This is a genomic window from Janthinobacterium sp. UMAB-60 (assembly GCF_900095235.1).
GTDB lineage: Bacteria > Pseudomonadota > Gammaproteobacteria > Burkholderiales > Burkholderiaceae_D > Janthinobacterium.
Genome location: NZ_LT607482.1, coordinates 205537 through 231704, shown reverse-complemented (window position 1 = coordinate 231704; position 26168 = coordinate 205537). Strand labels below are relative to the sequence as shown.

Sequence of the window (26168 nt, the reverse complement as noted above, 5' to 3'; positions counted from 1 at the left end):
AGGCATTGTGCACTGCAACACACCCATCCTTATGAAAAGTAAGTATTATTTAGTATTGATAAATTTTTCTTATGTTAGGCAGTGGTCATGGATCTCAATCCCAAGCACACGGAAGCGTTCCGCGCCGTCGTCGAAACGGGCAGTTTCGAGCAGGCGGCGCTGCGGCTGCACCTGACGTCACCGGCCATTTCGCAACGGGTACGGGCGCTGGAAAGCCAGCTGGGCAATTCGCTGATCGTGCGCAGCCGTCCCGCGCGCGCCACGCGCATGGGCCAGCGCCTGATGCAGTACCTGAAACGCGCCAAGCTGCTGGAAGCGGACTTGCAGGCGGAACTGGCGGTGCAGCAGGATGCCCCGCTGACCCTGGTGCTGGCGCTGAACGCCGATTCGATGGGCACCTGGTTTTTCCCCGCCCTGTCCGAGGTGCTGATACGCGAGCGCGTGCTGCTGGACCTGACCGTGGAAGACCAGGACCACACGTACACCTTGCTGGAGACGGGCATGGCGATCGGCTGCATCAGCACGGAGCCAAAACCCATGCGTGGCTGCACGGCCGAGCCGCTGGGCGTGATGCGCTACTGGCTGGTGGCCACGCCCGCGTTCCGCCAGCAGTGGTTTGCGCACGGCCTGACGCGCAAGGCGGCGCGCACGGCGCCCGTCGTCGCCTACACGCGCAAGGACACCTTGCAATCATCGTTCCTGCAAGAGGCGCTGGGACTGCCCGAGGGCGCTTACCCCTGCCATTACGTGCCGGGCGCCACCTCGCACTTCAACGCCATCCGCTACGGCCTCGGCTACGGCATGGTGCCGGAGCTGCTGCTGAAGACAAATACGGATGGCGAACGGGTGGAAATGCTCACGCCCAAGACGCCGGCCGACGTGGCCCTGTACTGGCACACGTGGAAGGTGCAGTCGCCGCGCATGGAGCAGCTGTCGCGGCAAATCATCGCGGCGGCGCGCACCATGCTGAAATGACTACCGCTGCATGCCCCAGCGTTTCAAGGTGACGCGCTCCAGGGTGCGAAAGCCAAGATTTTCCACGATTAAACCGATGACGATGACGGCCGCCAGGCCCGCGAACACCTTGTCCGTGTACAGCTCGTTGCGGTTCTGGAAAATGTACCAGCCCAGGCCGCCCTGTCCCGAGGTGGTGCCGAAGACCAGCTCGGCCGCGATCAGGGTGCGCCAGGCAAACGCCCAGCCGATCTTCAAGCCCGAGACGATGGACGGCAAGGCGCCCGGCACGAGAATGTGCAATACCAGGCGCAAGCCGTTCAGCCCATAGTTGCGGCCCGCCATGCGCAGGGTCTCGGGCACGCCCTGGAAGCCCGCATACGTGTTCAAGGCCAGCGGCCACATCACGGAATGGACGATGACAAAGATCAAACTGGCGCGCCCCAGGCCGAACCACAGCAGGGCCAGCGGCAGCAGGGCAATCGCGGGCAAGGGATTCAACATGGCCGTCAGGGTTTCCAGCAGGTCGCGCCCGATGCGGCTGGACACGGCCAGCAAGGTCAGCACGAAGGCGGCCAGCACGCCCACCGCATAGCCCTGCAGCAAGACGATCAGGGAAGCGGCCGTGCGCGTCAGCAATTCTCCGCTGGCAATGCCGCCGATAAACGCCTGCGCCGTCTGCAGAAAACTGGGCAACAATAAATCGTTCTGCGTCCAGCGCGCCGCGCCTTCCCACAGCAGGGCCAGGCTGAGCAAAATCAAGGCCTTGCGCCACAGCGCGTGCTGGCTCCAGCGCTGCCAGCGCGACAGTGGCTGCTCGACGGTGACGCCGGCCGGCGGCGGCGCCGCATACACGAATTCCTGGCGAATGGGCGGCTCCAGCAACACATTCATACGGCCTCCCGCTGCGCGCCAGTTGCTTGCGGAACAGGAACCACTTCCTCATCGAACAGCAGGCCGTGGATGCGGCTGCTGGCAGCCTGGAATTCCGCGCTGCCCGCGCTGTGCAAACCGAACTGATGGCTGTTGAGTTCGGCGCGCACCCTGCCCGGATGGGGCGACAGCAGCAGGATGCGGTTGCCCACCACCAAAGCTTCCTCGATCGAATGCGTGACGAAGACGAGGGTAAAGCGCAGCTCTTCCCACAGGCGGCTCAGCTCTTCCTGCATCTTGCGCCGCGTCAAGGCGTCGAGCGCGGCGAACGGCTCATCCATCAGCAGCACTTCCGGCTGCATGGCCAAGGCACGGGCGATGGCCACCCGTTGCTTCATGCCGCCCGACAAGGTATGTGGATGGGCATCCTCGAAGCCGGCCAGGCCCACCTTGGCGATCCAGTGATGGGCGCGCTCGCGCGCCGCCTGCTGGTCGAGACGCTTGCTGGCCAGCAAGGGGAACATGACGTTTTCCAGCACCGTCTTCCACGGTGGCAACTGGTCGAATTCCTGGAACACGACCACCCGGTCCGGTCCCGGTTGATGAATGGGCTGGCCCTGCATGGCGATGCTGCCCGCGCGCGGCGCGATGAAGCCGGCCACGGCTTTCAGCAAGGACGACTTGCCGCAGCCCGATGGCCCCAGCAAGACAAAACGGTCGCCGCGGAACACGTCGAAACTGACGTCGTGCGTGGCGCGCACGGTGCGCTGCTCCGTGCGGTATTCCAGGCTGACATTTTTGACGCTGAGTAATGGCGCCACTGTGACCGGAGGACGTACCAGGTGAAAAGCGGGCGCGTTCATGTCAGCCTCCTTGCGTGATGGCAGGGTCGTCAAAGAAATAATCGCGCCAGCTGTCGGGCAGGTTGCGGATGGCGCTGACGCGGTGCAAAAATTGCGCCAGGCCATAGGTGTTTTGCGGTGCGATCTTGAATTGCACTTGCGGATTGGCAAAGATTTTCAAGAGCAGATTGCGGTCCACCTTGCTTTTATTCACCTTGATATAGATGTCGGCCGCGCCTTGGCGGTTGCTGCTCGCATACTGCGCCGCTTCCGCCAGCGCGGCGATGAAGGCGCGATAGGTTTTCGGATTGTCCTTGCGGTATTTTTCTGCCGCATACAGCAGGGTCGACGAGCTGGGCCCGCCTTGCACATCGTAGGAATTGAGGAGGATGTGGGCGTTCGGATTTTGCGTCAGTTCCTGCTCCTGGAACGGTGAATTGCCGAAGTGGCCAGTCAACTCCGTGCCGCCGGCGATGATGGCGGCGGCCGCGTCCGGATGCGGCAAGGTTTGCGTGATTTTATCCAGGCGGGCAAATTCCTTGTCGCCCCACTGTTTTGCCACGGCCATTTGCAATATTCTCGCCTGGACGGAGACGGAGACGGCAGGCAAGGCGATGCGATCCTTGTCCGTCAAGTCCGCCAGGGTTTTCACCTTCGGATTATTGCTGATCAAATAGTAGGGGAAATTGCCGAGCGAAGCCACGCCGCGCACGTTCTGCCGGCCTTTGGTGCGGTCCCATATCGTCAGCAGCGGCCCCAGCCCAGCCCCCGCGATATCGATATTGCCCGACAACAAGGCGTCGTTGATGGCAGGGCCGCCAGACAGGGTGATCCACTCGACTTTGACGTCGACGCCCTGCTGCTTGCCATGCTTTTCGATCAGCTTTTGTTCCTGCGCAATATTGAGCAGCAAGAAGGTGATGCCATGCTGGCCCGCGATGCGGATCTGCCCTTCGGCCCGGGCCATGGGCATGGCCATGCACAGCACGGCAATGGTGGCGAGCAGGCGGCGGGAAAAGGTAAAGATCGGCAACATGGACACTCCTTGGGTCAGGCTTACAGGAAAAAATCAGTACGGCGCATCGCCTTCGATGGTGGTTCGATAGAGTTTGCGGCGCTGCTCGGGCGGACACCCCGTCGCCAGGTGCATCAGGGAACGGTTGTCCCAGAACACCAGGTCGTGCGGCTGCCAGCGGTGCACATATAAATGCTCGGGGCGCACGCTGTGCACGAACAATTCGTCGAGCAGGGCGCGGCTTTCATCCTCGGGCAAGCCGACGATACGCGTGGTGAAATGTTCGCTGACAAACAGGGCGCGGCGTCCCGTTTCCGGATGCACGCGCACGACGGGATGGGTGACGGGTTTGACTTCATCGATCTGCGCCTGCGTCAGCGCGGGGCGCCAGGGATTGCGGCGGCGCAATTCCTCATACTGGCTCAGGTAACTGTGTTCGGCACGGGCGCCGCGCACGGCGTGGCGCAGCGCGGCCGGCAAGCTTTCCCAGGCCAGGTGCATGTTGGCAAACACGGTATCGCCGCCCTCGTCCGGCAGCTCTTGCGCGTGCAGCATGGAACCGAGGCTGGGCACTTCCTTGTACGACAAATCGGAATGCCAGAAATGGCCCGCGTCGCCGAGGCCGATGGGCTGGCCGTTTTCGACGATGTTCGAGATGATCAGCACTTCCGGCTGCGTTGGCAGCTGGAACTGGCGCAGCACGTGGATTTGCAGGGGACCAAAACGGCGGCTGAAATCGACCTGTTGTTGCGGCGTGATGTGCTGCTCGCGGAACACCAGCACGTGATGGTCGAGGTGGGCGTGGTGCAAGCGCTGGAAGTCGCCCAGCGACAGCGGCTGGGCCAGGTCCAGCCCCAGCACTTGCGCGCCGAGCGGCGCATCGAACGTCTCGATACGGAAGTGGCTGGTGGAGTACTTGGGTTTCAGGACGGCCGACATGGGAACTCGACTAGAGTCTGGGGAAGTCCACTGTATGTCGGCCGGCTTCCCTTGCAAACGAAGCATTTACTATATGGATATGCGCGGCGCGTTGCGCCACGCTGCAACTGGCATCGGCGTGGCCAGGGAACTGGCGCTGCGCCTGCGTCGCTTACGCCGTTGCTTCGTAGCGGGCCAGGCGCGTCGCCATGCGCGGCGCCAGCTCGTGGCCGGCCGTGACCGTCACTTCCAGATCGTTCAGCAAGCCATCCTTCAAGCCATAGACCCAGCCATGGACGCTGAGTTCCTGGCCCCGTTCCCACGCATCTTGCACGATGGTGGTCTGGCATACGTTCAAGACCTGCTCGACCACGTTGAGTTCGCACAGGCGGTCGCCGCGCTGGCGGCTGGTCAGCACGTCGCCCAGGTAGCGTTCGTGCTTCTGGCCCACGTCCTGCACGTGGCGCAACCAGTTGTCGACCAGGCCGATGCGCGTGCCCGTCATGGCCGCATGCACGCCCTTGCAGCCGTAATGGCCGACGATGATGACATGTTTGACTTTCAGCACATCCACGGCAAATTGCAGGACGGACAAACAATTCAGGTCGGAATGCACGACCACATTGGCAATATTGCGGTGCACAAACACGTCGCCAGGCGCCATGCCCAGCAGTTCGTTGGCGGGCACGCGGCTGTCGGAGCAGCCGATCCACAGGTATTCGGGCGACGTTTGCGCTTCCAGGTTCTTGAAGAAGTTCGGGTCTTTCGCCACCATCGAGTCGGCCCAGCGGCGGTTACGCTGCAGCAGTTCCGCCAGGGCCATGCCATTTTTCGGTTCGGTCATATCGCTCCCATTGTGTAAGTACGACTGCATTGGCGGCAGATCGCGCCCATAGGCCGGCGATGTGCGCACATTGTTCAGTCGTAGTGAAAAAAACGCCGGGATGTTGAAGCATCCCGGCGCATGGTATTACGTGTGCTTATTCAAAAAAGTCCTTGACCTTGTCTTTCCAGGTCTTGCTTTGCGGACTGTGCTTGGCACCGCCCTCGGTGGTCGACTTTTCAAAGTCGCGCAGCAGGTCTTTCTGTTTTTCCGTCAGTTTGACCGGTGTTTCGATCGCCACGTGGCAGAACAGGTCGCCCGCGTAACCGGAGCGCACGCCCTTGATGCCCTTGCCTTTCAGGCGGAAGGTCTTGCCCGACTGGGTGCCTTCCGGGATCGTGAACGACACTTTGCCGTTCAGGGTAGGCACTTCGATTTCGCCGCCCAGGGCCGCCTTGGTGAACGAGATCGGCATTTCGCAATGCAGGTCGTCGCCTTCGCGCTGGAACACGGCGTGCGGCTTGATGTGGATTTCCACATACAGGTCGCCCGACGGACCGCCATTCGTGCCCGGTTCGCCGTTGCCGGACGAACGGATACGCATGCCGTTGTCGATACCGACTGGTATCTTGACTTCCAGGGTCTTGTTGCGCTTGATGCGACCGGCGCCGCCGCATGGCGTGCACGGGTCGGTGATGACCTTGCCGCTGCCATGGCATTTCGGGCAGGTTTGCTGGATGCTGAAGAAACCTTGCTGCATGCGCACCTGGCCGTGGCCACCGCAAGTACCGCAAGTGGTCGGCGAGGTACCCGGCTTGGCGCCGCTGCCGTGGCACGTGTCGCACTTGTCCCAGCTCGGCACGCGGATGGTCGTGTCGAAGCCGTGCGCAGCTTGCTCCAGTGTAATTTCCAGGTTGTAGCGCAAGTCGGCGCCACGGTACACCTGTGGCCCCGCATTGCGGCTGCGCCCACCGCCACCGCCAAAGATGTCGCCGAAGATATCGCCGAAGCTGTCGGCAAAGCCGCCAGCACCGCCGCCGAAGCCGCCACCGCCGCCCATGTTCGGGTCCACGCCAGCGTGACCATAACGGTCATACGCATCGCGCTTTTCCGGATTGGTCAGCATCTCGTAGGCTTCTTTGACTTCCTTAAACTTTTCTTCCGATTCCTTGCTATCCGGATTGCGGTCCGGATGGTATTTCATCGCCAGTTTACGGTAAGACTTTTTGATCTCTTCTTCCGAAGCATTTTTTGCGACACCGAGTGTCTCGTAAAAATCACGCTTTGCCATGTTGTCGGCACCTTGCAGTCTATCTACTGATGTAAAAATTACACGAAAAAGCCGAGTCGAGTGCTGCACTGGGCAACGACTCGGCTCGGCCGGTCTTCGCGGCTAATTCCGCGATGTAGCGTTCAGCCCGGCTGCCCCCAGTTCATGGGAGCGCAAGACATTACTTGCTGTCTTTGACTTCTTTGAAGTCAGCGTCAACAACGTCGTCTTGCTTGGCGCCTGCGTCCGATGCGCCAGCAGCTTGCTGTGCACCTTCCGCGCCGCCGGCAGCTTGCTGCGCTTGCATGTCGGCATACATTTTTTCGCCCAGTTTCTGCGATGCGCTCGACAGTGCTTCCACCTTGGTGTCGATCTCAGCCTTGTCGCCCGCCTTGATGCTTGCTTCCAGGTCGGTGATCGCCGCTTCGATCTTATCTTTCTCGCCCGCGTCGAGCTTGTCGCCGTATTCGGTCAAGGATTTCCGGGTCGAGTGTACCAGAGCATCGGCCTGGTTGCGCGACTCGGCCAATTCTTTGACCTTCTTGTCTTCTTCCGCGTTCAACTCGGCGTCTTTCACCATCTTCTGGATTTCAGCCTCGGTCAAGCCGGAATTGGCCTTGATCGTGATCTTGTTTTCCTTGCCCGTGGCCTTGTCTTTCGCACCGACATGCAAGATGCCGTTGGCGTCGATGTCGAAGGTCACTTCGATCTGCGGCGTGCCGCGCGACGATGGCGGAATACCTTCCAGATTGAATTCACCCAGGCCTTTGTTGCCGGCGGCGATTTCGCGCTCACCCTGGAAGACCTTGATGGTCACCGCAGGTTGATTGTCGTCGGCCGTCGAGAATACCTGGCTGAACTTGGTCGGAATCGTCGTGTTTTTGTGGATCATCTTGGTCATCACGCCGCCCAGGGTTTCGATACCCAGGGACAAAGGCGTTACGTCCAGCAACAGCAAGTCCTTGCGTTCGCCCGACAGGACCGAACCTTGAATCGCTGCGCCCACTGCCACGGCTTCGTCCGGATTCACGTCCTTGCGTGGATCTTTGCCGAAGAATTCCTTCACTTTTTCCTGTACCTTCGGCATACGCGTCATACCGCCGACCAGGATGATGTCATCGATGTCCGACACTTTCACGCCAGCATCTTTGATGGCGATGCGGCATGGTTCCATCGTCGCGATGATCAGTTCTTCCACCAGGGACTCCAGCTTGGCGCGGGTCATCTTCAGGTTCAGGTGGACCGGTGCGCCATTCGCCATGGCGATGTACGGCTCGTTGATCTCGGTTTGTTGCGACGACGACAATTCGATCTTCGCGCGCTCGGCCGAAGCCTTGATGCGCTGCAGGGCGATCGGATCTTTTTTCAGGTCGATGCCGTTGATCTTCTTGAACTCGTCGATGATGTAATCGATGATGCGCTGGTCGAAGTCTTCGCCGCCCAGGAAGGTGTCGCCGTTGGTCGACAGCACTTCAAATTGTTTCTCGCCATCAACATCTGCGATTTCGATGATCGACACGTCGAACGTACCACCACCCAAGTCATACACGGCGATTTTACGGTCGCCTTTTTCGGTCTTGTCCAGGCCGAACGCCAGCGCTGCCGCGGTTGGCTCGTTGATGATGCGCTTGACGTCCAGACCAGCGATACGGCCGGCATCCTTGGTCGCTTGACGCTGCGAGTCGTTGAAGTACGCAGGTACGGTGATGACGGCTTCGGTGACTTCTTCACCGAGGTAGTCTTCTGCCGTTTTCTTCATCTTGCGCAGCACTTCAGCCGAAATTTGTGGCGGCGCCAGTTTTTTGTCGCGCACGCCGATCCATGCATCGCCGTTGTCGGCTTTCATGATTTGATACGGCATCAGCGCGATGTCTTTTTGTACTTCTTTTTCGTCGAACTTGCGACCGATCAGACGCTTGACTGCGTACAGCGTGTTTTTCGGATTGGTCACGGCCTGGCGTTTCGCCGGCGCGCCGACGAGAATTTCGCCATCTTCTTGATAAGCAATAATCGACGGCGTCGTGCGTGCGCCTTCAGCGTTTTCGATTACCTTTGGTTGACCGTTTTCCATGATGGAAACGCAGGAATTCGTGGTTCCCAGATCGATACCGATAATTCTACCCATGATTTTTTTCCTTTTATTTGCTAGATTTCAGATGGTTCTTATATGTGGCAAAGCGGCATGGTTTCAAGGCTTGCTTGATGCCGCACTCTGATTATTTTGCTTGCGCGGTCGTGACAATGGCTGGACGCAGCAGGCGGTCCGCAATCATATAGCCCTTTTGCAGGACTGACACGATGGTATTGGCTTCCTGCTCCGCTGGCACCACGGCAACGGCCTGGTGTTTCATCGGATCGAGCTTTTCACCCTGCACCGGCAACACTTCCACCAGGCGGTTGCGCTCGAACGCGGCATTCAATTGCTTCAGGGTCATCTCGACGCCTTCTTTCAGCGATTCGATGGTCGGTGCTTCCACCGTCAGCGCCGTTTCCAGGCTGTCTTTCACCGGCACCATGGCTTCGGCAAAGCTTTCCACTGCGAATTTATGTGCTTTAGCAACATCTTCCTGCGCGCGGCGGCGGATATTTTCACCATCGGCCTTGGCGCGCATGAAGGCATCGTGCATCTCTGCAAGACGCGCTTCGGTACTCGCCAGCTGCTCTTCCAAAGTAGGCTCTGCGGGAGCCGCGGCGTCCGCTTGCGGATTAGGTACAGCTTGGTTTTCCTGATCTTGCATCTGAAAAGCTCCTACAATCAATGACTTAAATGAGTTAGTCTAACTATCTTTACAACACTAACGGGCAGATGGGGCTATATCCTATTGTTTCAAGGGGTATGCATGGCAAAACCAGAATTACAGCGATCCATGTTACAGCTTATTACAAAACGCTACCCATTTCGGCCAGCGATCCGTGCGCGCGCCCCCTTGATTTTCCAGGCTTCCCACGGCAAAGCGGGCATTCTACCAGCCCCGCCGCCGCCATCGCCACTGGCGGCGTTGCTATCTGGATCGTACTTTTGTCGCGCCAGACATGACAAAGCCGCGCAAGCGCGGCTCATAACTGTCAAAAAATTAACATTTGTTAATTCGCCGCGCCCAGGGCCAGCGCCGCCTCGCGCGCCCTTTCGCCCGTTTTCTTGTCCGCTTCGCGCTGCGGCGCCGTCTTCATCGTCGGCCAGCCAATCATGTGCTGTTCGGCAATTTCCGCCATGCCCGCGATCCAGGCTGGCGTTTCGTTCAGGCAAGCGATGTAATGAAACTGCTGGCCACCGGCCGTTTCGAAATCATGCTTGGCTTCCATGGCGATCTCTTCCAGCGTTTCCAGGCAATCGCTGGTAAAACCCGGGCACAGCAGGTCAACGCGCTTGACGCCCTGTTGCGCAAGCGCCACCAGGGTGGGCGCCGTGTACGGTTGCAGCCACTCGGCCTTGCCGAAGCGCGACTGGAAGGTCACCGCATATTGATCCTTTGTTAATTTTAATTTTTCCGCCAGCAAGCGCGCCGTTTTCAGGCATTGGCAGTGGTAGGGGTCGCCCAGCAGCAAGGTGCGCTTGGGCACGCCATGAAAACTCATCACCAGTTTTTCCGGACGGCCATGCGCTTCCCAGTGGTTCAGCACGGAATCGCGCAGGGCGTCGATATACGTGTCGTGCTCGTGATATTGCTTAATAAAGCGCAATTCCGGCACATTGCGCACGGTGGCGTAATGGGCAAACACGGCGTCGTAGATAGAACCCGTCGTCGTGCCCGAGTATTGCGGATAGGCAGGCAGGATGGCGATACGCTCGCAGCCTTCGCTTTTCAGCCTGGCCAGCACCTCGGGCAGGGAAGGCGAGCCGTAACGCATGGCCATGGCCACCGTGACGCCGTCATGGCCCCGCTCGGCCAACGCGCCGGCCAGCAATTTCGCCTGTTTCTGCGTATGCACCTTCAGGGGCGAGCCTTCGCGCGTCCAGATCGATGCATATTTCTTGGCCGACTGGCCGGAGCGGAACGGCAAGATGATCAGGTTCAGGATGAACCACCAGACCAGGCGGGGAATCTCGACCACGCGCGGGTCGGACAAAAATTGCTTCAGGTAGCGCCGCACGGCCGACGAGGTCGGCGCATCGGGCGTGCCCAGGTTAATCAGCACCACGGCGCTGCGGTCGATGCTGCCATGCGTGTACGGCGGTTCTGTTTGAAATGACATGAAAGCTCTTCGAAGGCGTTGAATGGATAGCCCAACCATTATAGTTACATTGCGTCAACATCGGGAAAGATGGATGTTGATGCAATTCACCCATAGCAAAGGCTGGGGTCTGACCCCGGATTTAAATCGCGAGTAATTCACGGGCGTGCTTGCGCGTGGTGGCCGTGATTTCCAGGCCGCCCAGCATGCGCGCCACTTCTTCTACGCGGGCCTTGGCGTCGAGCATGTCGATGCGCGACGCCGTCTTGCCATTGTCCAGGGTGCTTTTTGCCACCTGAAAATGCTGGTTCGCCTGGCTGGCCACTTGCGGCAAATGGGTCACGCACAGCACTTGGCGTCCCTGCCCCAGGCGTTTCAGCAGGCGCCCCACCACTTCGGCGACGGCGCCGCCGATGCCGCTGTCGACCTCATCGAAGATCAAGGTCGGCGTGGTGGTAGCGTGCGAGGTGATGACGGAAATCGCCAGCGCGATGCGCGCCAGTTCGCCGCCGGACGCCACTTTAGCCAGCGAACGGGGCGCCGTGCCCGCATGGCCGGCAACGAGGAACTCCACCTGCTCGAGGCCGTGGGCGGCCGGTGCGCACGGGTGCAGGGCGATCTCGAAGCTGCCGCCCGTCATGCTCAGTTCCTGCATGGCGCGCGTGACGGCGTGCCCCAGCTCCACTGCCGCCGCCTGGCGCGTGGCCGACAGGCGACCCGCCACGACGCGATATTCCGCTTCGATCTTCGCCTCCTGACGCAGCAAGCCTTCGATATCGGAAGCGTCGGCCAGGTGCTGCAGCTTTTCCGACAGCTTGGCGTGTTCCTCGGGTAGCTCTTCGGGCGTGACGCGAAATTTGCGGGCCGTGCTGTGCATGGCTTCCATGCGCGCATCGAGCTGGTGCAGGCGCTCCGGGTCCAGTTCCACGCGGTCCAGATAATTGTTCAGCGCGTACACGGATTCCTGCAGCTGGATGCGCGACGATTCGATCAGGTCGACGATCGGCTGCAATTCCGCATCGACGGACACCAGCTTGCCCAGCTTCTGGTTCAGGGCCGACAGTTGCGACACGATAGGATGGTCTTCCGACTCGGAAATGAGGGACAGCGCTTCCTGCGCCCCTTCCAGCAGGCTGGCCGCATGTGACAGGCGGCTGTGCTCGTTCGTGATCTCCGTCCACTCGCCGGGCTTGGCCGCCAGTTTTTCCAGTTCGCCCACTTGCCATTCCAGGCGTTCGCACTCGTACAGCACGTTGGCGGCGTTGGTTTCGAATTCTTCGCGCTGGCGCACGAGGGCGCGCCAGCGCTTGTGCAGCGCCGCCACCTGCCGCGCATCGTGCTCCACGCCCGCTTCGCGCGCCGTCGCCTGGCCGTCGAGCAGGGCGCGCTGCGCCTCGCTTTTCAGCAGCGACTGGTGCGCGTGCTGGCCGTGGATATCGACCAGCATGTCGCCCAGTTCGCGCAACTGCGCGGCCGTGGCGGGAATGCCGTTGATATACGCCTTCGAGCGGCCCGCATTGTCGATCACGCGGCGCAGCAGGGCGCCGCCATCGTCGTTGGCGAATTCATTGGCCACCAGCCAGGCCTGCGCCACCTCGCTGACGGAAAAATCGGCCGTGATGTCGGCCTTGGCCGCGCCTTCGCGCACCACGCTGGCGTCGCCGCGCCCGCCCAGGGCCAGGGTCAGCGCATCGATGAGGATGGACTTGCCGGCGCCCGTCTCACCCGTCAGCACGCTGAAGCCGGCGGAAAATTCCAGTTCAATGGTATCGACAATGACAAAATCGCGAATGGACAGTGTATGGAGCATGGCTTCTGTGGTTAGGCGGCGCACCGCGGTTGACGTGGAGAAAATGTTAGCTGAGCTTGCCCTCGCCCGACGGGTATTCATTCCAGTGCAATTTTTCACGCAGGGTGTTGTAGTAACTCCACCCTTCCGGATGCAGGAAGGTAATCGTGTGCGGCGAACGACGGATGAGGATGCGGTCTTGCTGCACCAGGCTGGCAAAGGTCTGCATGTCGAAATTGACGCTGATATCGCGCCCGCGCACGATTTCCACGACGATCTGGCTGGAATCGGGCAAGACGATGGGGCGGTTCGACAGCGCATGCGGAGCGATCGGCACGAGCACGATGCCGCCCAGGGTCGGATGCAGCAGCGGGCCGCCGGCCGACAGCGAGTACGCGGTCGAGCCCGTGGGCGTGGAAATGATCAGGCCATCCGAACGCTGGTTGTACATGAAGTGGCCGTCGACTTCGACGCGCAATTCGGCCATGCCGGCGCCGCCCCCGCGCGAGACGACGACATCGTTGACGGCCATGCCCACGTGAATCGACTCGCCGTCGCGCAGCACGCTGCCTTCGAGCAAGGTGCGGCGTTCGGCCTTGAAGCGGCCGCCGAGAATTTGCGCCAGCACGGGCAGCATGCGCTCGAGCGGGATATCGGTCATGAAACCCAGGCGTCCTTGATTGATACCGATCAAGGGAACGTCGAATGGCGCCAGCTGGCGCGCAATGCCCAGCATGGTGCCGTCGCCGCCCATGACGATGGCGCAATCGGCGGCGGCGCCGATCTCGGCCGGCGACATGGCGCGCACGCCGGGAAACGCCAGGTTCAGATGCGCGGCCGTCTCCGCCTCAAAGACCACCGTGTGGCCCAGCACTTGCAGGAAATCGACGATGCTTTTCACGGGCTCGGCAATGCCATCCGTATTCTGGCGCACGACCAGGGCGATGGTCTTGGCGCCCAGGTTAAAGCGCTCGCCCGGGGCTGGCAAGGTCGCGGCTGGCTGTTCGGCGCGTTGTTCGGCGTGTGTATCGACGGGCATATGAGTCTCGGTAGTGAATTCGGTGGCAAACCGCCCCAGGCTGTCGCGTCGCACGCCGGCATCGCATGATACTGTATATATGCACAGTATAGTGCGGCTGCCGTGTGCCCGCAAGGGGCGTTCTTGGTGTTGCACGCAGTGTAGCGCAGAAAAAGAATCGTCCATGCGTGCGCCAGCGCTCCCTGCATGGACAAATTCGCTTGCAGACGGCCTGGCGCGGCAGGACACTGGTTGCACTTTATTGTCAGGAGGCCATATGGTTAGCCAGCATAGCGAACGCAAGATCAATACCGATGCAAAGGTCCAGAATGACGGCGTCGACCGTCTGCCGCATGAGCGCGACGAATCGCCCGATGCGCAGAACGTGCATCCGCGCAAGATCATGCAACAGGCGGCCAGCGACCTGGAACAAGGCCTGGTCGACACGGACCGCCACGCCCAGCCCGGCGTGGAAAAAGTCAAGCCGGCCGCGCCGCGACAGGCCCGCCCCGACGCGCAGCTGGAACCAAAGAAGGCGCGCTGAGTCGAACTGTCCGGCACCGCGACTTTGCCGACTCCGCGCCGTGTATGCCTTGGCCCCAAGCATTCGCCCCCTGTGTGACGCAACGAACGGAAGCGCAAGGGCATGGCGCGCATGATGGACCTTCGAACCACGCAAGGAGTACATCATGAAAAAAACAGGATCAGCCGTCTGGAGTGGCGGCCTTAAAGATGGCAAAGGTTTCATTTCCACCGAAAGCGGCGCGCTCGACAATGTGGCATATGGTTTCAACACGCGCTTCGAAGACGGTCCCGGCAGCAATCCGGAAGAACTGATCGGCGCCGCCCATGCCGCCTGCTTCACCATGGCCTTGTCCGGCCAGCTGGGTGAGGCGGGTTTGCGCGCCACGGCCCTGAAAACCACGGCCGATGTCAGCCTGGAAAAAATCGATGGCAGCTATGCCATCACGGCCGTCCACCTGACCCTGGTGGCCACCATTCCCGGCGCCACCGACGCAGCGTTCCAGGAAGTAGCAGTGCGCGCCAAGCTCGGTTGCCCCGTGTCCAAATTGCTGGCCACGGAAATCACCCTGGATGCCCGTCTGGAGTAAATCCAGAGGCACCAAGGTCACCGTCCGCTGCTGTCCTGCACCAGGGCAGCCGGGGCGGTCTCGGCAAGAAAGCCATAAACCGCATAAAATCCTGCCATTCCCCTATCATCATCAAGGATTTACGATGCGTATTTTGCACACCATGTTACGGGTCGGCGACCTGCAGCGCTCCATCGATTTTTACACCAAGGTCCTGGGCATGAAGTTGCTGCGCACCAGCGACAATCCCGAATACCAGTACACGCTGGCCTTCGTCGGCTATGGTTCGAACCCCGACCACGCGGAACTGGAACTGACGTATAACTATGGCACCACCAGCTACGAGCTGGGCACGGCGTATGGCCACATCGCCATCTCGGCCGACGACATCGTCGCCGCCTGCGACGCGGCACGCGCGAATGGCGGCAACGTCACGCGCGAACCGGGCCCCGTCAAGGGCGGCAATACCGTCATCGCCTTCATCACCGATCCGGACGGCTACAAGATCGAATTGATCGAGCGCAAGTTCGACGGCCAGGGCGGCGGCCTGTAATTCCTCAGCCTGGCCCGGCGGCCGTTGCAACGGCCGCGCGCAGCCAGGCGATGCCCGCATCACCGTCCGTGCGGCGGTGCCGTATCGCTTCAAACGCAAACGGCGCGATGGCAAACGGCGCAGAATGCTGCGCCAGCCCTTGCGCCGCGCTGCCGTGCAAGGCGCGCCGCGCCACCGTCAAAATCATGTCCGTCCCCAGCACGACATCGGGTGCGACCGTCCAGTACGGCACGCGCACGGCGATGCGGCGCGCCTGGCCCAGCTGAGCCAGCGCCGCGTCCACTTCGGCCGCCATGCCCCCCTCGCTGGATGCCACCAGCACGTGCGGGCGCGCCAGGTAGGCCTCCAGACTCATCGCTTCGCCCGGCGCCAGGCTGGCCGGGTCCAGCGCGCACACGAACGTTTCCTCGAATAAGGTTTCTCTATGTAACTGCTCGGGCAGTTGCGGGAACACGCCCAGCGCCAGGTCAATCTCGCCATCCTGCACGCCAGCGATCACGGCAGGACGGCTGGCGTAGCTGACGGCCACGTCGATGCCGGGTGCGTCCACGCGCAAGCGGCGCAACAAGCGCGGCAAGAGCAACGCCGCGCCGTAATCCGACATCGCCAGACGAAACACGCGCTGCGCCGTGGCCGCCTCGAAAACGGCGCCGCCCAGCACGGAGCGCACGCTTTGCAGCGCTTCGGCCAGCGGCCGCGCCAATTCCAGTGCGCGCGCCGTGGGCTGGAAGCCGCCCTTGCCGCGCAGCAGCAACGGATCGTCGAGCAAATGGCGCAAGCGCGCCAGCGCATGGCTGACGGCAGGCTGACTCATGTGCAGGCGTTCGGCCGCGCGCGACAAATGGCGCTCGCTGAGCAGCGCTTCCAGGATCACCAGCAAGTTCAGATCGACGGCGCGCAGATTATTCATTTGGTGCATAGCTGGACGACAAATTACGAATTGGATTTAATCATCACAGCATAATACGATGACGCCATCAACTCAACACGCATGGAGTCCTACATGAACGGATGGATCACCCTGTTTGCCCCGCTGGCCATGCTGGCCGGCGCCGTCGTCCCCTTCCAGGCGGGCGCGAATGCCGCACTGGGCCGCAACCTGGGCCACCCGTTGTGGGCCACGCTCGCCTCGCTGGCCGTCAGCGCCATGCTCGCTTCACTGGTGATGCTGCTCTGGAGAGTGCCGGCGCCCGATTTTCACCTCGCCGTGCGCGGGCCCGGCTGGTCCTGGCTGGGCGGCGCGGCCGGCGTGTTTTATATTACGGCCGCGCTGATGCTGGCGCCGCGCATGGGCTCCGGCCCCTTCATGGCGGCCGTCATCGGCGGACAAATGCTGGCCGCGCTGGCCATCGACCGCTACGGCTTGCTGGGCTTTGCCGTCAAGCATATTTCTCCGCTGCACTGGGCCGGCGCGGGCCTGGTGGTGGCCGGTGTTGTACTCACACAGATCGCCAACAGCCGCGCCGTGTGACAACACCTCAAGACGAAAAAAAACCAGCGCCGCTGCCGGTGCTGGTTTTCATTCAGAGCAAGAGCGCGCTTACTTGTCGAGCAAGGCGTTGACGGGCATCAAATCCGTTTCCTTCAGGGTGCCGGCCGCCGCCTTCAGGCGCAAGCCGTTCATGATGGTGTCGTAGCGCGCTTTCGACAGGTCTTTTTGCGTCGAGAACAATTGTTTCTGCGCATTCAACACGTCGATATTGATGCGCACGCCCACCTGGTAACCGAGCTGGTTCGACTCCAGCGCCGATTTGCTCGACACTTCCGCCGCTTCCAGCGCCTTGACTTGCGCCAGGCCGCTATTGACGCCCAGGAAAGCCTGGCGCGCGCCCTGCGATGCCGTGCGGCGTGCCGTTTCCAGGTCGTTGCGGGCCTTGTTTTCCAGCGCAATCGATTCGCGCACCTTGCTGGTGACGGCAAAGCCGCTGAAAATCGGGATGCTCCACTGTACGCCGATGGCGTTGTTGTTGGAATTGCCGTTACCGCCGCCCGTCGTATAGGTATGGCCCGCGTTGGCGATCAGGTCCAGCGTCGGATAGTGGCCGGCGCGGTTGCGGCCGATGTCGCGCTTGGCCGATTCCACGTTGAACTGGGCCGTGACGACGCCGTAGTTCTGCTCTTCCGCCGAGCTCACCCACGGATCGATGGCGGCCGGTTCCGGCGCGCTGAGGACCACGCCCGTACGCATCGGCGCCAACGATGCCGGGGCCTCGCCGATGATGGTTTGCAGCGCGCTGCGCTTGTTGGCCAGGTCATTGATGGCGGCAAATTCCTGCGCCACCACCAGGTCGTAGGCCGCCTGCGCTTCATGCGTGTCGGTAATCGTTTGCGTGCCGACTTCGAAGTTGCGCTTGGCCGATGCCAGCTGCTCCGTCGTGGCGACCTTTTGCGCCTGCGTCGCGCCCAGGTTGTCTTGCGCGCTGAGCACGTCGAAATACGCCTGCGCCACACGCGTGATCAGGTCTTGCTGCACCTGTGCAAATTGCGCTTCGGCTATCGCCTGCGCCAGTTTGCTTTGCTGATACGTTTCCCAGCGGTCCCAGCGGAACAGCGGCTGCGCCAGGGTCAGATTGTAGCTATTCGTGTGCACCTTGACCGTGGGCATGGAGATCGTGCTGGTGATCGGCTCGATGTTATTGCGCGTATTGCTGCCCGAGGCGGACACTTGCGGCAGCAAGCCTGCCAGCCCCTGCGGAACCCGCTCCATCCCGGCCGACAGGGCCGCGCGCGCACTGGCGTACTGCGCGTCATTGGCCAGCGCCTGCTGGTACACCTGGATGAGATCGGCCGCCTGCGCTTGCAGCGAGCATGTCATCGAGACAAAGGCGCTGGTCATCAGCACGGCGATAAGGGGTTTCCGCATTGCATTTCTCCGTTGGAGTCGTCAAAAGTTGATGGAATCAAAAATCTGCTACCGCATGCCTTGCGCCCGCCGGATCAGCGGGGTACAGGCCTCCGCAGGCATGCAGGAAAACATGCCTGGGTGCATCTACTGCGAATTAACTTAGTATTTCGGCATCGCGCTGTCGACTTGCAGCGCCCAGGCATGCACGCCGCCCGTCAAATTACTGATCTTGCCAAAACCATTGCGCTCCAGGAAGGCCGCCACCTGCATGCTGCGCATGCCGTGATGGCAGATGCAGACGATCTCGGCGTCTTCATCGAGGTCATCGATGCGCGCAGGAATCGAGTTCATCTGCATCAGGGTGGCCCCGTCGAGGTGGCACAGATCGAACTCCCACTGTTCCCGCACGTCCAGCAAAACAGGACGCGGGCGGGAAGGGTCAGCCAGCCAGGCGGCCAGCTGCGGTGCACTCAAATGCTCCATCGAATCGGTCGCCTCAGAACTGGAAATGCGACGGTGCCACCGCTTGCAGCGGCGTGACATTGGTTTCAAACAGCTTGCGCGTGTCATAAGCCTTGTCCGAGCTGCGCGTGATCAGGTGCGCCGACATGATCGGCGCTTCGCCGATGATGGCCAGGATGCGGCCGCCGACTTTGACTTGTTGCAACAGTGCTTCCGGCAACACGGCCAGGGAGCCGGACACGACGATCACGTCGTACGGCGCACCCTTGCTCCAGCCTTGGGCGCCGTCGCCCAGTTCCACGGTGACGTTCGTCACGCCGTTGGCGGCCAGGTTCTGCTCGGCCAGGGTTTTCAATTGGGGAACGATTTCCACGCTCGTCACATGGCGTGCCTTGTGCGCCAGCAAAGCGGCCATATAGCCGCTACCGGTGCCGATCTCCAGCACATTTTCATGCTTCTTGACGGCTACGTCTTGCAAAATGCGCGCTTCCAGCTTTGGCGTCAACATGCATTCGCCGCCGCCCAGTGGAATTTCCGTATCGACGAAGGCCAGGTTTTTATAGGCGGCCGGCACGAAATCTTCACGCTTGACCACGTTCAACAGCTCCAGCACGTCGAGATCCAGTACGTCCCATGGACGGATCTGCTGTTCGATCATATTGAAGCGGGCTTGTTCGATATTCATCTTTGGACTCGGTAAGTGAAGTAATAATCCGCCATTTTATCGTTGAACTGGCTGAAAGCACATGTTAACCATAAAGGCGGGGAATGGAGGAAATTTGCGACGATCTGCAGATTTGGGGGGGCGAACCTTGGAAAAGGGGCAACTGAACGGTGGAAGCAGGCTCAGCGCATCAGCTTTTTCCAGGCGCCTCCACCTGCAGGCTGCGCACGCTCATGTCGATAAACGCATCCATATAGGCGAGCGGATCGATATTCTTGACCTCGCACGGCACAAAGGAGTGCGTCCACATCATGAGCATGGTGACGGGTGCGCTGAGGATGGTGCTGACCAGCACGGGATCGACCTGGCGGAATTCGCCGCGCTGCATGCCCCGTTCCAGCAGGCTGACGATCAGCGCATTGCCGCGCGTGACGACTTCTTCGTTGTAAAACTGCGCCAGTTCCGGGAAATTGTTCGCTTCGGCCAGCATCAGCTTGGTCAAGCCGGCCAGTTTCGTGGCGCCGAACTCTTCCCACCACTGCATCATCACCTTGCGCAACAACTCGGCGCTGCTGCTGTCCGAGGCGGCCATGCTGTCTTCCGCCTCGCCGATCGACTGCACGATATTGTCGCGCACCACGGCCTTGAACAGCTCTTGTTTATTCTCAAAGTACAGGTACAGCGTGCCTTTCGACACGCCGGCCCGCTTGGCCACATCCTCCAGGCGCGTCGATGCGAAGCCCCGTTCGACAAACAGGTCGAGGGCGGCGGCGAGCAATTCCTGTGGGCGGGCATCCTTGCGCCGCTCCCAGCGGGGCTTGGTATCAATCGGGGCTTGCATGTGTCTTTCCAAGTAACTTACTTTTGAGTCATTAATAGTAGACCTGTCTACCGCCAAGGTCAAGCGCAGGCCGCTTCGTTGGACGACGCATAAGCTTGCACGGACGACAGATAAAGTTGCACGCGACGACGCATAAACCTGCACGCGGTGCAAAACTTGGATGCAAGTTGCTGACGACTCCGGCAACCACAATGCCGCACAACCTCGTACTCATGCCTCCATCCCGATGCAAAAAGCCTTATATCACCGGCCAAACATGCTTTGCAAGGCCATTATAGCGGTCTGAGGTAGGGAAGAAGTAACGGTCGTGAGGTCCGCAGCGAATCGTATGGATAGTACACGCGGGTCGCTCGGCTTGTTTGGCCTGGGAATGTCATCCATCGCGTAAACCATTGCGGAGCGTTCGGCAAAAACAAGATCGAACCGTTTGTCTACTTTGTCGGAAAAGTCGCTGCCTAGCTGTTCGTTTGCTGGACGGATTGACCCTCTCAGTTTGACCCTCCCTCCAGGTTCTCGCGAACGCCGCGACCCTATCGTAAGACCCCTCGAATCCCAATTCCTTCAAGTCTTCATGGATCTGTTTCAGCGTACGCCGCTGCTTGCGTGATCGCGCCGCTTCGGTCTTCAAGAGCGCAGAAAGCTGGAACGCGTATTTATCGATGGCGCGGGTAGAGCGCCGCTCTGAGTAGGTCGGTTCAACGGTTTCCGATCGCAGATAGCGTCGGACGGTGTTTCTAGAGATGCCTAAACGCCTGGCTATCTCTCTCAAAGGGACCTGGTCGCGAATGTGCCAGCGTCGAATAATGCCTAGTAATGCCACGTCGATCACTCCAATTCCCCACTCAATGTTATGAGCAGGATTGTGTCTTATACGTGGGTCAGTTTCGTGTGCAAATTATGTGGCAAAGTGGGTCAGATTTCGCTGCAAATCAACAGTCTTGCACGTTGGAGCAGTGCGGCAAAATCCCGACACGGCTGCAAGTGGTCAAATAGTTAAAGTTCCTGCTTCGACGAACTTATTTTTGTAAAAAAAAGGTGGTAAATTTAACGTTTGAAATGCATAAGAGAGTGATAAAATCCTCTTTTTGTGTGTCCTGCTAGGTTTTGATGATGCTCCTTACGCTGCCAGCTTTTGATAAACTCCGAAAATTTTTACAAGAAGCTAAATTTCCGCCTGAAAATCTAATTTCAAATAGTGACCAAAAGGTTCAAATTAGTGAAGGTGATGGCTTGAAATTTCTGAATGATGGGGCAAAATCCACCCAAAAAAAATCTGAAGATTCAAATATGCAACCTCTGATTACAGGCGACATGGTGCAGGGGCAACATTTATGGGTTGTAAGGTCTGAAGACGTTGTTCACGCAGAAGAACAATGTGAGTTTGGGAAAAAATTGGAATCAAAAATTATAAAGCACACAAATTTAACAGGTGGCGGCAAAGCATTTTCCGGTGGTGAAATTATATTTTTGAATGATTGCCAAATAATCATCAATGGTTGTTCAGGTAGATATGGGCCAAAATCAGAAGAAGAAATGCTAAGTATTGCGATGGCATTTTCCGATTCTGGATATTTGGTTTGGAATATGGGTTACGATGACGAGGCAAATAAGCCACTTCCTTTCCTTGGTGTAGATCCACAATTTGTCGGATAAAATCGCTATGAATGAAAATAAATATTTAAATGAAGTTTTTGGCGATGAGTCAATTGGTGCCACTGAAAAAGAGCGTGCAAAGACCTCTAATCATCGGTTCGTCCGAAGTCAGGTTCAGATTGCTTATGCATCTCCACAAGCTAAAGGAAGAATTTTTACTGCTGTAGAAGTACTTGAAAAATTTGGCCTAAAGATATTATCTAAAGTTGCGCAAGAAGGTGCTGCATCATTAATTTCTGATCCATCAGAACCTGCAGCTACATTGAAGGCACGTAGAATTGAACTAGGTTTAATGCCAGAGGAATTGGCTAGGTCTGCTAACGTTAAAACTTCAGATGTAATAAATGCTGAAACTGCTGGAAAATTATCTAAAATGAGAACTCTCGAGAGTATAGCGCAGGCGCTTGCTCTTGACGAGATGCTCCTTGGCTATCAGTCAAATGGTGGGCGTGACTCTGATTTGGGTGTTAGATTGCGTGAGATGTCATCACATAAAGATTCGAAAAAACCTGAAGCTAATATCTTTGATGGTAGGACTGTATTAGGATTAACTGAAGCTGCTTGGGTTTTTTCAAAACAGCAAGATATTGTCGAAATGCTGGGTTATAAGTCATCAAAGCGTATAAATTTTAATATAAAGCATGAAACTAAATTAGAAAAATTAGCGTACGAAGCTGGATATGGACTTGCAAAAAAAACAAGAAAAATGCTTGGTTTGTCTTTGATGGATCCAATAGATAGTCTTCGTGTCTTAATTGAGGAAGTTTTGGAGATTCCTTTAGTACAGCAATCCCTAGCTAGTGAATTTTCTGGGGCAACTATCTCAAACGGTAACGTTAGAGGGATAGTGGTTAATGAAAATGGAACTAATAGTAATGTATGGGTTAGGAGGATGACATTAAGTCATGAGCTTTGTCATTTATTGTGGGATTCGGAAGAGAATTTAAATAAATTGCAAGTTGATCGTTATGTAGATATGGAAAGAAGTGTAACTGATCCAAAGCAAGATTATGTGGAAATGAGAGCCAATGCATTTGCTATTGAATTTCTGTTACCGCATGATGCTGTTAAACAAATGTCCGCTAAATTTCCAGACATTAGAGATCTTATAGAAGAAGCTATGGTGAAATTTGGAGTAGGGGCTGGAGCTGCAAAGTATCACATTCATAATGTTACGAAAAGAGTGACTAGCCAAGTAAAAAATACTACACTTCCCAATCCAGATCTTTCTTGGGTTGCGCGAGAGAATCTATCAATTGACTATTTCCCTGTGGAATCTACACCCATAACTAGAAGAGGAAAATTTGCTTGGATTGTTGCGTTAGCATGTGAGAATAAAATAATTACTTCCGATAGTGCGGCAAGTTTTCTATGCTGTAAAGAATCTGAATTTATTGATGGTATGAAAACAATTATTGAGCTTGGTAGCGAAGTAATAGCTAAGTAAGTCCGAACTGAGACAATAACGGCATCCCACTGTCCGCCATCGACCATGTAAAAGAGCTTTTCCCACCTTGAATATACTGCCAAGAAAAAACTGACGCGGCGTGATCGGTTCCTGGCCGAGATCGACAGCGTGACGCCTTGGGGCAAGTTGTATAAAGCCGTGGAGCCGTTCTATCCGAAGGTCGAGGGAGCCGGCCGTCCGCCAATCGGACTGGCGCGCATGCTGCGCATGTACGTGGCCCAGCAATGCTTTGGTTTGTCGGACGAAGGTATCGAAGACGCGATCTACGACAGCCAATCCATTCGTGCTTTCGTCGGCATCGACTTGGGCCGCGAATCGGCGCCGGACGCGACGACCTTGTTGAAGTTCCGCCACCTGCTTGAGGCCAACGGGCTGACGCGCCAGATCTTCGACACGATCAACGGACACTTGGCCGAGAAAGGCTTGATGATGCGCGAAGGCACCATCGTCGACGCGACGCTGATCGCCGCGCCACCGTTGACCAATAACAAGGATGGCAAACGCGACCCTGAAATGCACCAATCCAAGAAAGGCAATGACTGGCACTTCGGGATGAAAGCTCATATTGGCGTCGACGCAGCATCGGGCCTTGTGCACACTGTCGTTGGCACAGCGGCCAATGTCTCGGACGTGACGCAGGCGCATACGCTGCTGCACGGCGACGAAACCGCAGCGCTCGGCGACGCGGGTTACCAGGGCGTTGAGAAACGGCCGGAAAATGGCGGCAAAGCCGTCATCTGGCACGTGGCCATGAACGCTCCAAACGAAAGGCGCTGCCCAACAACAAATTGGGGCGCCTGACAGAAAAACTGGAGCATCTGAAGGCCAGTGTTCGGGCGAAAGTCGAGCACCCGTTCCATGTCATCAAAAACCTGTTCCGTCATAAAAAAACACGCTACCGTGGGCTGGCGAAGAACACGGCGCAACTGTTCACGCTGTTCGCGTTCGCCAATCTGGTGTTGGCCGGCAGGCGCTTTACCGTCACCGAAACCCGAAAACCGTCTTGATCACCGAAAGGCGACGAACGCAGCACCAATTCGCCCAAAAAGAGCTTGTATCGGCTCTCAAAAATGCAGATATTTGCTGATGATATTACCCGGCCGCGAATTCGCGCGGCGCGCTGGCGAAAAAGTGAATTGATCAGCGCTTCCCTAGGGACATCAAATAATGAATCGGAGCCGCCGTATCCGGCCGGCTTAACTAAGCACCAGCCATAATGCGGCGACTGTTAGACCCCATTATCAATGCCGATCGCCCGCACCCGACTTCATACACCAAGAACCATTCAAGAATATATTAAAATAGCTATCTATAAAGTAGCTTGTACGGGGAGCTAATCAAGAATGTACATGTGAGATAAAGAAGAACTGAAAATCTTAAGTCCTTGATTTCAAAAAGACCTCATTCAAGTTTCTATTCCGACGTAACACCGCTGGCACGACGCGGGGCACCGCCCGGCACGCCGAACACGGGTATTGTACGCTCCGTGCCGGCGTTGGCGACACCTCCTCTGGCGCCGGACCCTGTCGCACCGGGTGAACCGGAATGCGTTTCAGCCCCCGTTTTGCGCAGTTCATCGCATTTCCACTCAGCAAGCGTGTCGGATTTGCTATCTTGCCATCGACAGCACGGCAACCGCGGCGCGGTAGCCGGCTTTTTTCTTGTCCTGAACTACAACAATCATAAAGGAAACACCATGCGTACCTTGCTGGCCCTGTGCTGTGCCGTTGCCCTTGGCGGTTGCGCCATCGTCATCAGCCCCAATGATGGCGAAGTGCGCTATGCCGAATCGGGCGGCAATGCCATCCAGGGCAACGAGCAAGTGAGCCGCGACGTGCGCCAGGTCAGCACCATCAACACGCTCGACATCGACAGCATGAAGCGCATCGACATCAAGATTGACGTGCGCGTCGGGCCGGCGACATCGCTGGTGATTGAAGCGGACAGCAATCTGCAGCCGCACATCCATAGCGAAGTGAGCGGCAATACCCTGCGCATCTGGAGCGATACGAACATTCGCAGCAGCAATGGCATCCACGTCATCTATACGACGCCGCAATTGAAGAAGATCAACATCTCCGGCTCTGGCCGCCTGGTGGCCAGTGGTTTCAATGGCGAAGATTTCAGCCTGGAACAGCGCGGTTCGATGAAAAGCGAACTGTCGGGCACGGTGGGACGCCTCGACGTGGCCAACAATGGCTCGGGCAGCATCAACGCGGCGGCCCTCGCCAGCGGCAACACGGATGCGGTGCAGAACGGTTCGGGCAACATCCAGCTGGGCAGCCTGCGCGGCGAACGCATCAACGTGGCCCTTAACGGCTCGGGCAGCATCAGCGCCAGCGGCGCCGTACAGCGCCTCGACGCGAACGTGAATGGCTCGGGCGATATCAACCTGGCGGCCCTGCGCAGCGACGTTGCCTATCTGGCGAGCAACGGTTCCGGCGACATCGATGTCACCGTCCAGAATGAAGTCAATGCCCGCGCCAGCGGTTCCGGCCGCATCACCGTGCATGGCGATCCGGCCCGCCGCACCCTGTCGGGCAAGCGCGTCAGCATCGTGCGCTAATCACGCTCCTGGCGAGACACGGGGCCGGCTTGCTATACTGTCGGCTCCTCACCCGCCCGTCTGAAATCCCATGTCACCTTCTGCCACCCTGGCATGCCGGCCATCCTGCGGCGCCTGCTGCACCGCACCGTCCATCACCAGCCCGATTCCCGGCATGCCGGATGGCAAACCTGCGGGCGTACGCTGCATACAACTGGCCGACGACAACCGCTGCAAGATCTTTGGCCAGCCGGAGCGGCCCGCCTTTTGCGGCGGCTTGCAGCCGTCGGCAGACATGTGCGGCAGCAGCCGCGAACATGCCATCGGCTGGCTGGCCGAACTGGAACGGTTGACGGCGCCCTGAACGGTAG

The 26168-nt window shown here is 58.6% G+C and carries 26 protein-coding genes and 1 pseudogene; 10 read left to right on the top strand and 17 right to left on the bottom strand.

Annotation, left to right across the window (positions count from 1 at the left end; all coding sequences use genetic code 11):
- Positions 1 to 81: 81 nt before the first annotated feature.
- Positions 82 to 975: an HTH-type transcriptional regulator ArgP gene (locus tag K0F86_RS01035; RefSeq protein WP_219132547.1), complete on the top strand. Its 894-nt coding sequence runs from the start codon at positions 82 to 84 to the stop codon at positions 973 to 975.
- On the opposite strand, the gene K0F86_RS01030 is transcribed toward K0F86_RS01035, so the two are convergent.
- From K0F86_RS01030 to K0F86_RS00980, 11 genes are all read right to left on the bottom strand, one after another.
- Positions 976 to 1848, bottom strand: coding sequence for an ABC transporter permease (locus tag K0F86_RS01030; RefSeq protein WP_219132546.1), 873 nt, complete (start codon positions 1846 to 1848; stop codon positions 976 to 978).
- Entirely contained in the window at positions 1845 to 2690 is an 846-nt protein-coding gene (locus K0F86_RS01025; RefSeq protein ID WP_219132545.1) for an ABC transporter ATP-binding protein, read from the bottom strand. The genes K0F86_RS01030 and K0F86_RS01025 overlap by 4 nt, the downstream gene beginning before the upstream one ends.
- A 1-nt stretch (position 2691) precedes the next feature.
- A complete protein-coding gene (locus K0F86_RS01020) occupies positions 2692 to 3705 on the bottom strand; it encodes an ABC transporter substrate-binding protein (RefSeq protein ID WP_219132544.1) in 1014 nt (337 codons plus the stop codon).
- Between the two features lie 33 nt (positions 3706 to 3738).
- Positions 3739 to 4623: a TauD/TfdA family dioxygenase gene (locus K0F86_RS01015; protein WP_219132543.1), complete on the bottom strand. Its 885-nt coding sequence runs from the start codon at positions 4621 to 4623 to the stop codon at positions 3739 to 3741.
- Between the two features lie 151 nt (positions 4624 to 4774).
- A complete protein-coding gene (gene can, locus K0F86_RS01010; protein ID WP_071075293.1) occupies positions 4775 to 5446 on the bottom strand; it encodes a carbonate dehydratase in 672 nt (223 codons plus the stop codon).
- Between the two features lie 136 nt (positions 5447 to 5582).
- Entirely contained in the window at positions 5583 to 6716 is a 1134-nt protein-coding gene (gene dnaJ / locus K0F86_RS01005) for a molecular chaperone DnaJ (protein ID WP_034745985.1), read from the bottom strand.
- A 160-nt stretch (positions 6717 to 6876) separates the two neighbouring features.
- A complete protein-coding gene (gene dnaK, locus K0F86_RS01000) occupies positions 6877 to 8820 on the bottom strand; it encodes a molecular chaperone DnaK (RefSeq protein WP_219132542.1) in 1944 nt (647 codons plus the stop codon).
- Positions 8821 to 8911: 91 nt separating this feature from the next.
- Positions 8912 to 9433 carry a nucleotide exchange factor GrpE gene (gene grpE, locus K0F86_RS00995; protein ID WP_071075290.1) on the bottom strand — a complete coding sequence of 174 codons (522 nt, stop codon included), beginning with the start codon at positions 9431 to 9433 and terminating at the stop codon, positions 8912 to 8914.
- 346 nt (positions 9434 to 9779) lie between these two features.
- The gene (hemH, locus tag K0F86_RS00990; RefSeq protein WP_219132541.1) at positions 9780 to 10889 is read right to left on the bottom strand and encodes a ferrochelatase; all 1110 of its coding nucleotides are present in this window, start codon (positions 10887 to 10889) and stop codon (positions 9780 to 9782) included.
- 121 nt (positions 10890 to 11010) lie between these two features.
- Positions 11011 to 12678: a DNA repair protein RecN gene (gene recN, locus K0F86_RS00985; protein WP_219132540.1), complete on the bottom strand. Its 1668-nt coding sequence runs from the start codon at positions 12676 to 12678 to the stop codon at positions 11011 to 11013.
- 46 nt (positions 12679 to 12724) lie between these two features.
- A complete protein-coding gene (locus K0F86_RS00980) occupies positions 12725 to 13696 on the bottom strand; it encodes an NAD kinase (RefSeq protein ID WP_232730743.1) in 972 nt (323 codons plus the stop codon).
- A 256-nt stretch (positions 13697 to 13952) separates the two neighbouring features.
- On the opposite strand from K0F86_RS00980, the gene K0F86_RS00975 reads away from it, so the two are divergent.
- The 3 genes from K0F86_RS00975 (at position 13953) to gloA (ending at position 15319) form a co-directional block, all read left to right on the top strand.
- Positions 13953 to 14219: a hypothetical protein gene (locus K0F86_RS00975; protein ID WP_219132539.1), complete on the top strand. Its 267-nt coding sequence runs from the start codon at positions 13953 to 13955 to the stop codon at positions 14217 to 14219.
- A 145-nt stretch (positions 14220 to 14364) separates the two neighbouring features.
- On the top strand, positions 14365 to 14787 hold the full coding sequence (locus K0F86_RS00970) for an OsmC family protein (RefSeq protein WP_219132538.1): 423 nt from the start codon (positions 14365 to 14367) through the stop codon (positions 14785 to 14787).
- A gap of 124 nt (positions 14788 to 14911) precedes the next feature.
- Complete coding sequence (gene gloA / locus K0F86_RS00965) at positions 14912 to 15319, top strand: lactoylglutathione lyase (RefSeq protein WP_010401713.1); 408 nt, start codon at positions 14912 to 14914, stop codon at positions 15317 to 15319.
- Between the two features lie 4 nt (positions 15320 to 15323).
- On the opposite strand, the gene K0F86_RS00960 is transcribed toward gloA, so the two are convergent.
- On the bottom strand, positions 15324 to 16229 hold the full coding sequence (locus tag K0F86_RS00960; protein ID WP_219132537.1) for a LysR substrate-binding domain-containing protein: 906 nt from the start codon (positions 16227 to 16229) through the stop codon (positions 15324 to 15326).
- A 93-nt stretch (positions 16230 to 16322) separates the two neighbouring features.
- Here K0F86_RS00960 and K0F86_RS00955 point away from each other — a divergent pair, with 93 nt between their 5' ends.
- Positions 16323 to 16790, top strand: coding sequence for a DMT family transporter (locus K0F86_RS00955; RefSeq protein ID WP_219132536.1), 468 nt, complete (start codon positions 16323 to 16325; stop codon positions 16788 to 16790).
- 69 nt (positions 16791 to 16859) lie between these two features.
- Here the strand turns inward: K0F86_RS00955 and K0F86_RS00950 are convergent, their stop codons facing one another.
- The 5 genes and pseudogenes from K0F86_RS00950 to K0F86_RS00930 form a co-directional block, all read right to left on the bottom strand.
- Positions 16860 to 18182, bottom strand: coding sequence for a TolC family outer membrane protein (locus K0F86_RS00950; protein ID WP_219132535.1), 1323 nt, complete (start codon positions 18180 to 18182; stop codon positions 16860 to 16862).
- A 141-nt stretch (positions 18183 to 18323) separates the two neighbouring features.
- Positions 18324 to 18647: a rhodanese-like domain-containing protein gene (locus K0F86_RS00945; RefSeq protein ID WP_219132534.1), complete on the bottom strand. Its 324-nt coding sequence runs from the start codon at positions 18645 to 18647 to the stop codon at positions 18324 to 18326.
- 13 nt (positions 18648 to 18660) lie between these two features.
- Entirely contained in the window at positions 18661 to 19311 is a 651-nt protein-coding gene (locus K0F86_RS00940; RefSeq protein WP_099761952.1) for a protein-L-isoaspartate O-methyltransferase, read from the bottom strand.
- A 169-nt stretch (positions 19312 to 19480) separates the two neighbouring features.
- Complete coding sequence (locus tag K0F86_RS00935) at positions 19481 to 20131, bottom strand: TetR/AcrR family transcriptional regulator (RefSeq protein ID WP_219132533.1); 651 nt, start codon at positions 20129 to 20131, stop codon at positions 19481 to 19483.
- A 504-nt stretch (positions 20132 to 20635) separates the two neighbouring features.
- Positions 20636 to 20951: pseudogene (locus K0F86_RS00930) on the bottom strand (helix-turn-helix domain-containing protein); the annotation flags it as partial.
- A gap of 287 nt (positions 20952 to 21238) precedes the next feature.
- On the opposite strand from K0F86_RS00930, the gene K0F86_RS00925 reads away from it, so the two are divergent.
- The 5 genes from K0F86_RS00925 (at position 21239) to K0F86_RS00905 (ending at position 26161) form a co-directional block, all read left to right on the top strand.
- The gene (locus tag K0F86_RS00925) at positions 21239 to 21784 is read left to right on the top strand and encodes a hypothetical protein (protein ID WP_219132532.1); all 546 of its coding nucleotides are present in this window, start codon (positions 21239 to 21241) and stop codon (positions 21782 to 21784) included.
- 7 nt (positions 21785 to 21791) lie between these two features.
- Complete coding sequence (locus K0F86_RS00920) at positions 21792 to 23231, top strand: ImmA/IrrE family metallo-endopeptidase (protein ID WP_219132531.1); 1440 nt, start codon at positions 21792 to 21794, stop codon at positions 23229 to 23231.
- A gap of 90 nt (positions 23232 to 23321) precedes the next feature.
- Positions 23322 to 24259, top strand: a protein-coding gene (locus tag K0F86_RS00915) for an IS5 family transposase (RefSeq protein ID WP_374197256.1) whose coding sequence is annotated in 2 segments (ribosomal slippage) — positions 23322 to 24003 and positions 24003 to 24259 — 939 coding nt in all. Because the reading frame shifts where the segments join, the coding sequence is not laid out codon by codon here.
- 689 nt (positions 24260 to 24948) lie between these two features.
- A complete protein-coding gene (locus K0F86_RS00910; RefSeq protein ID WP_219132530.1) occupies positions 24949 to 25818 on the top strand; it encodes a head GIN domain-containing protein in 870 nt (289 codons plus the stop codon).
- 70 nt (positions 25819 to 25888) lie between these two features.
- On the top strand, positions 25889 to 26161 hold the full coding sequence (locus K0F86_RS00905) for a YkgJ family cysteine cluster protein (RefSeq protein WP_219132529.1): 273 nt from the start codon (positions 25889 to 25891) through the stop codon (positions 26159 to 26161).
- Positions 26162 to 26168: the final 7 nt, after the last annotated feature.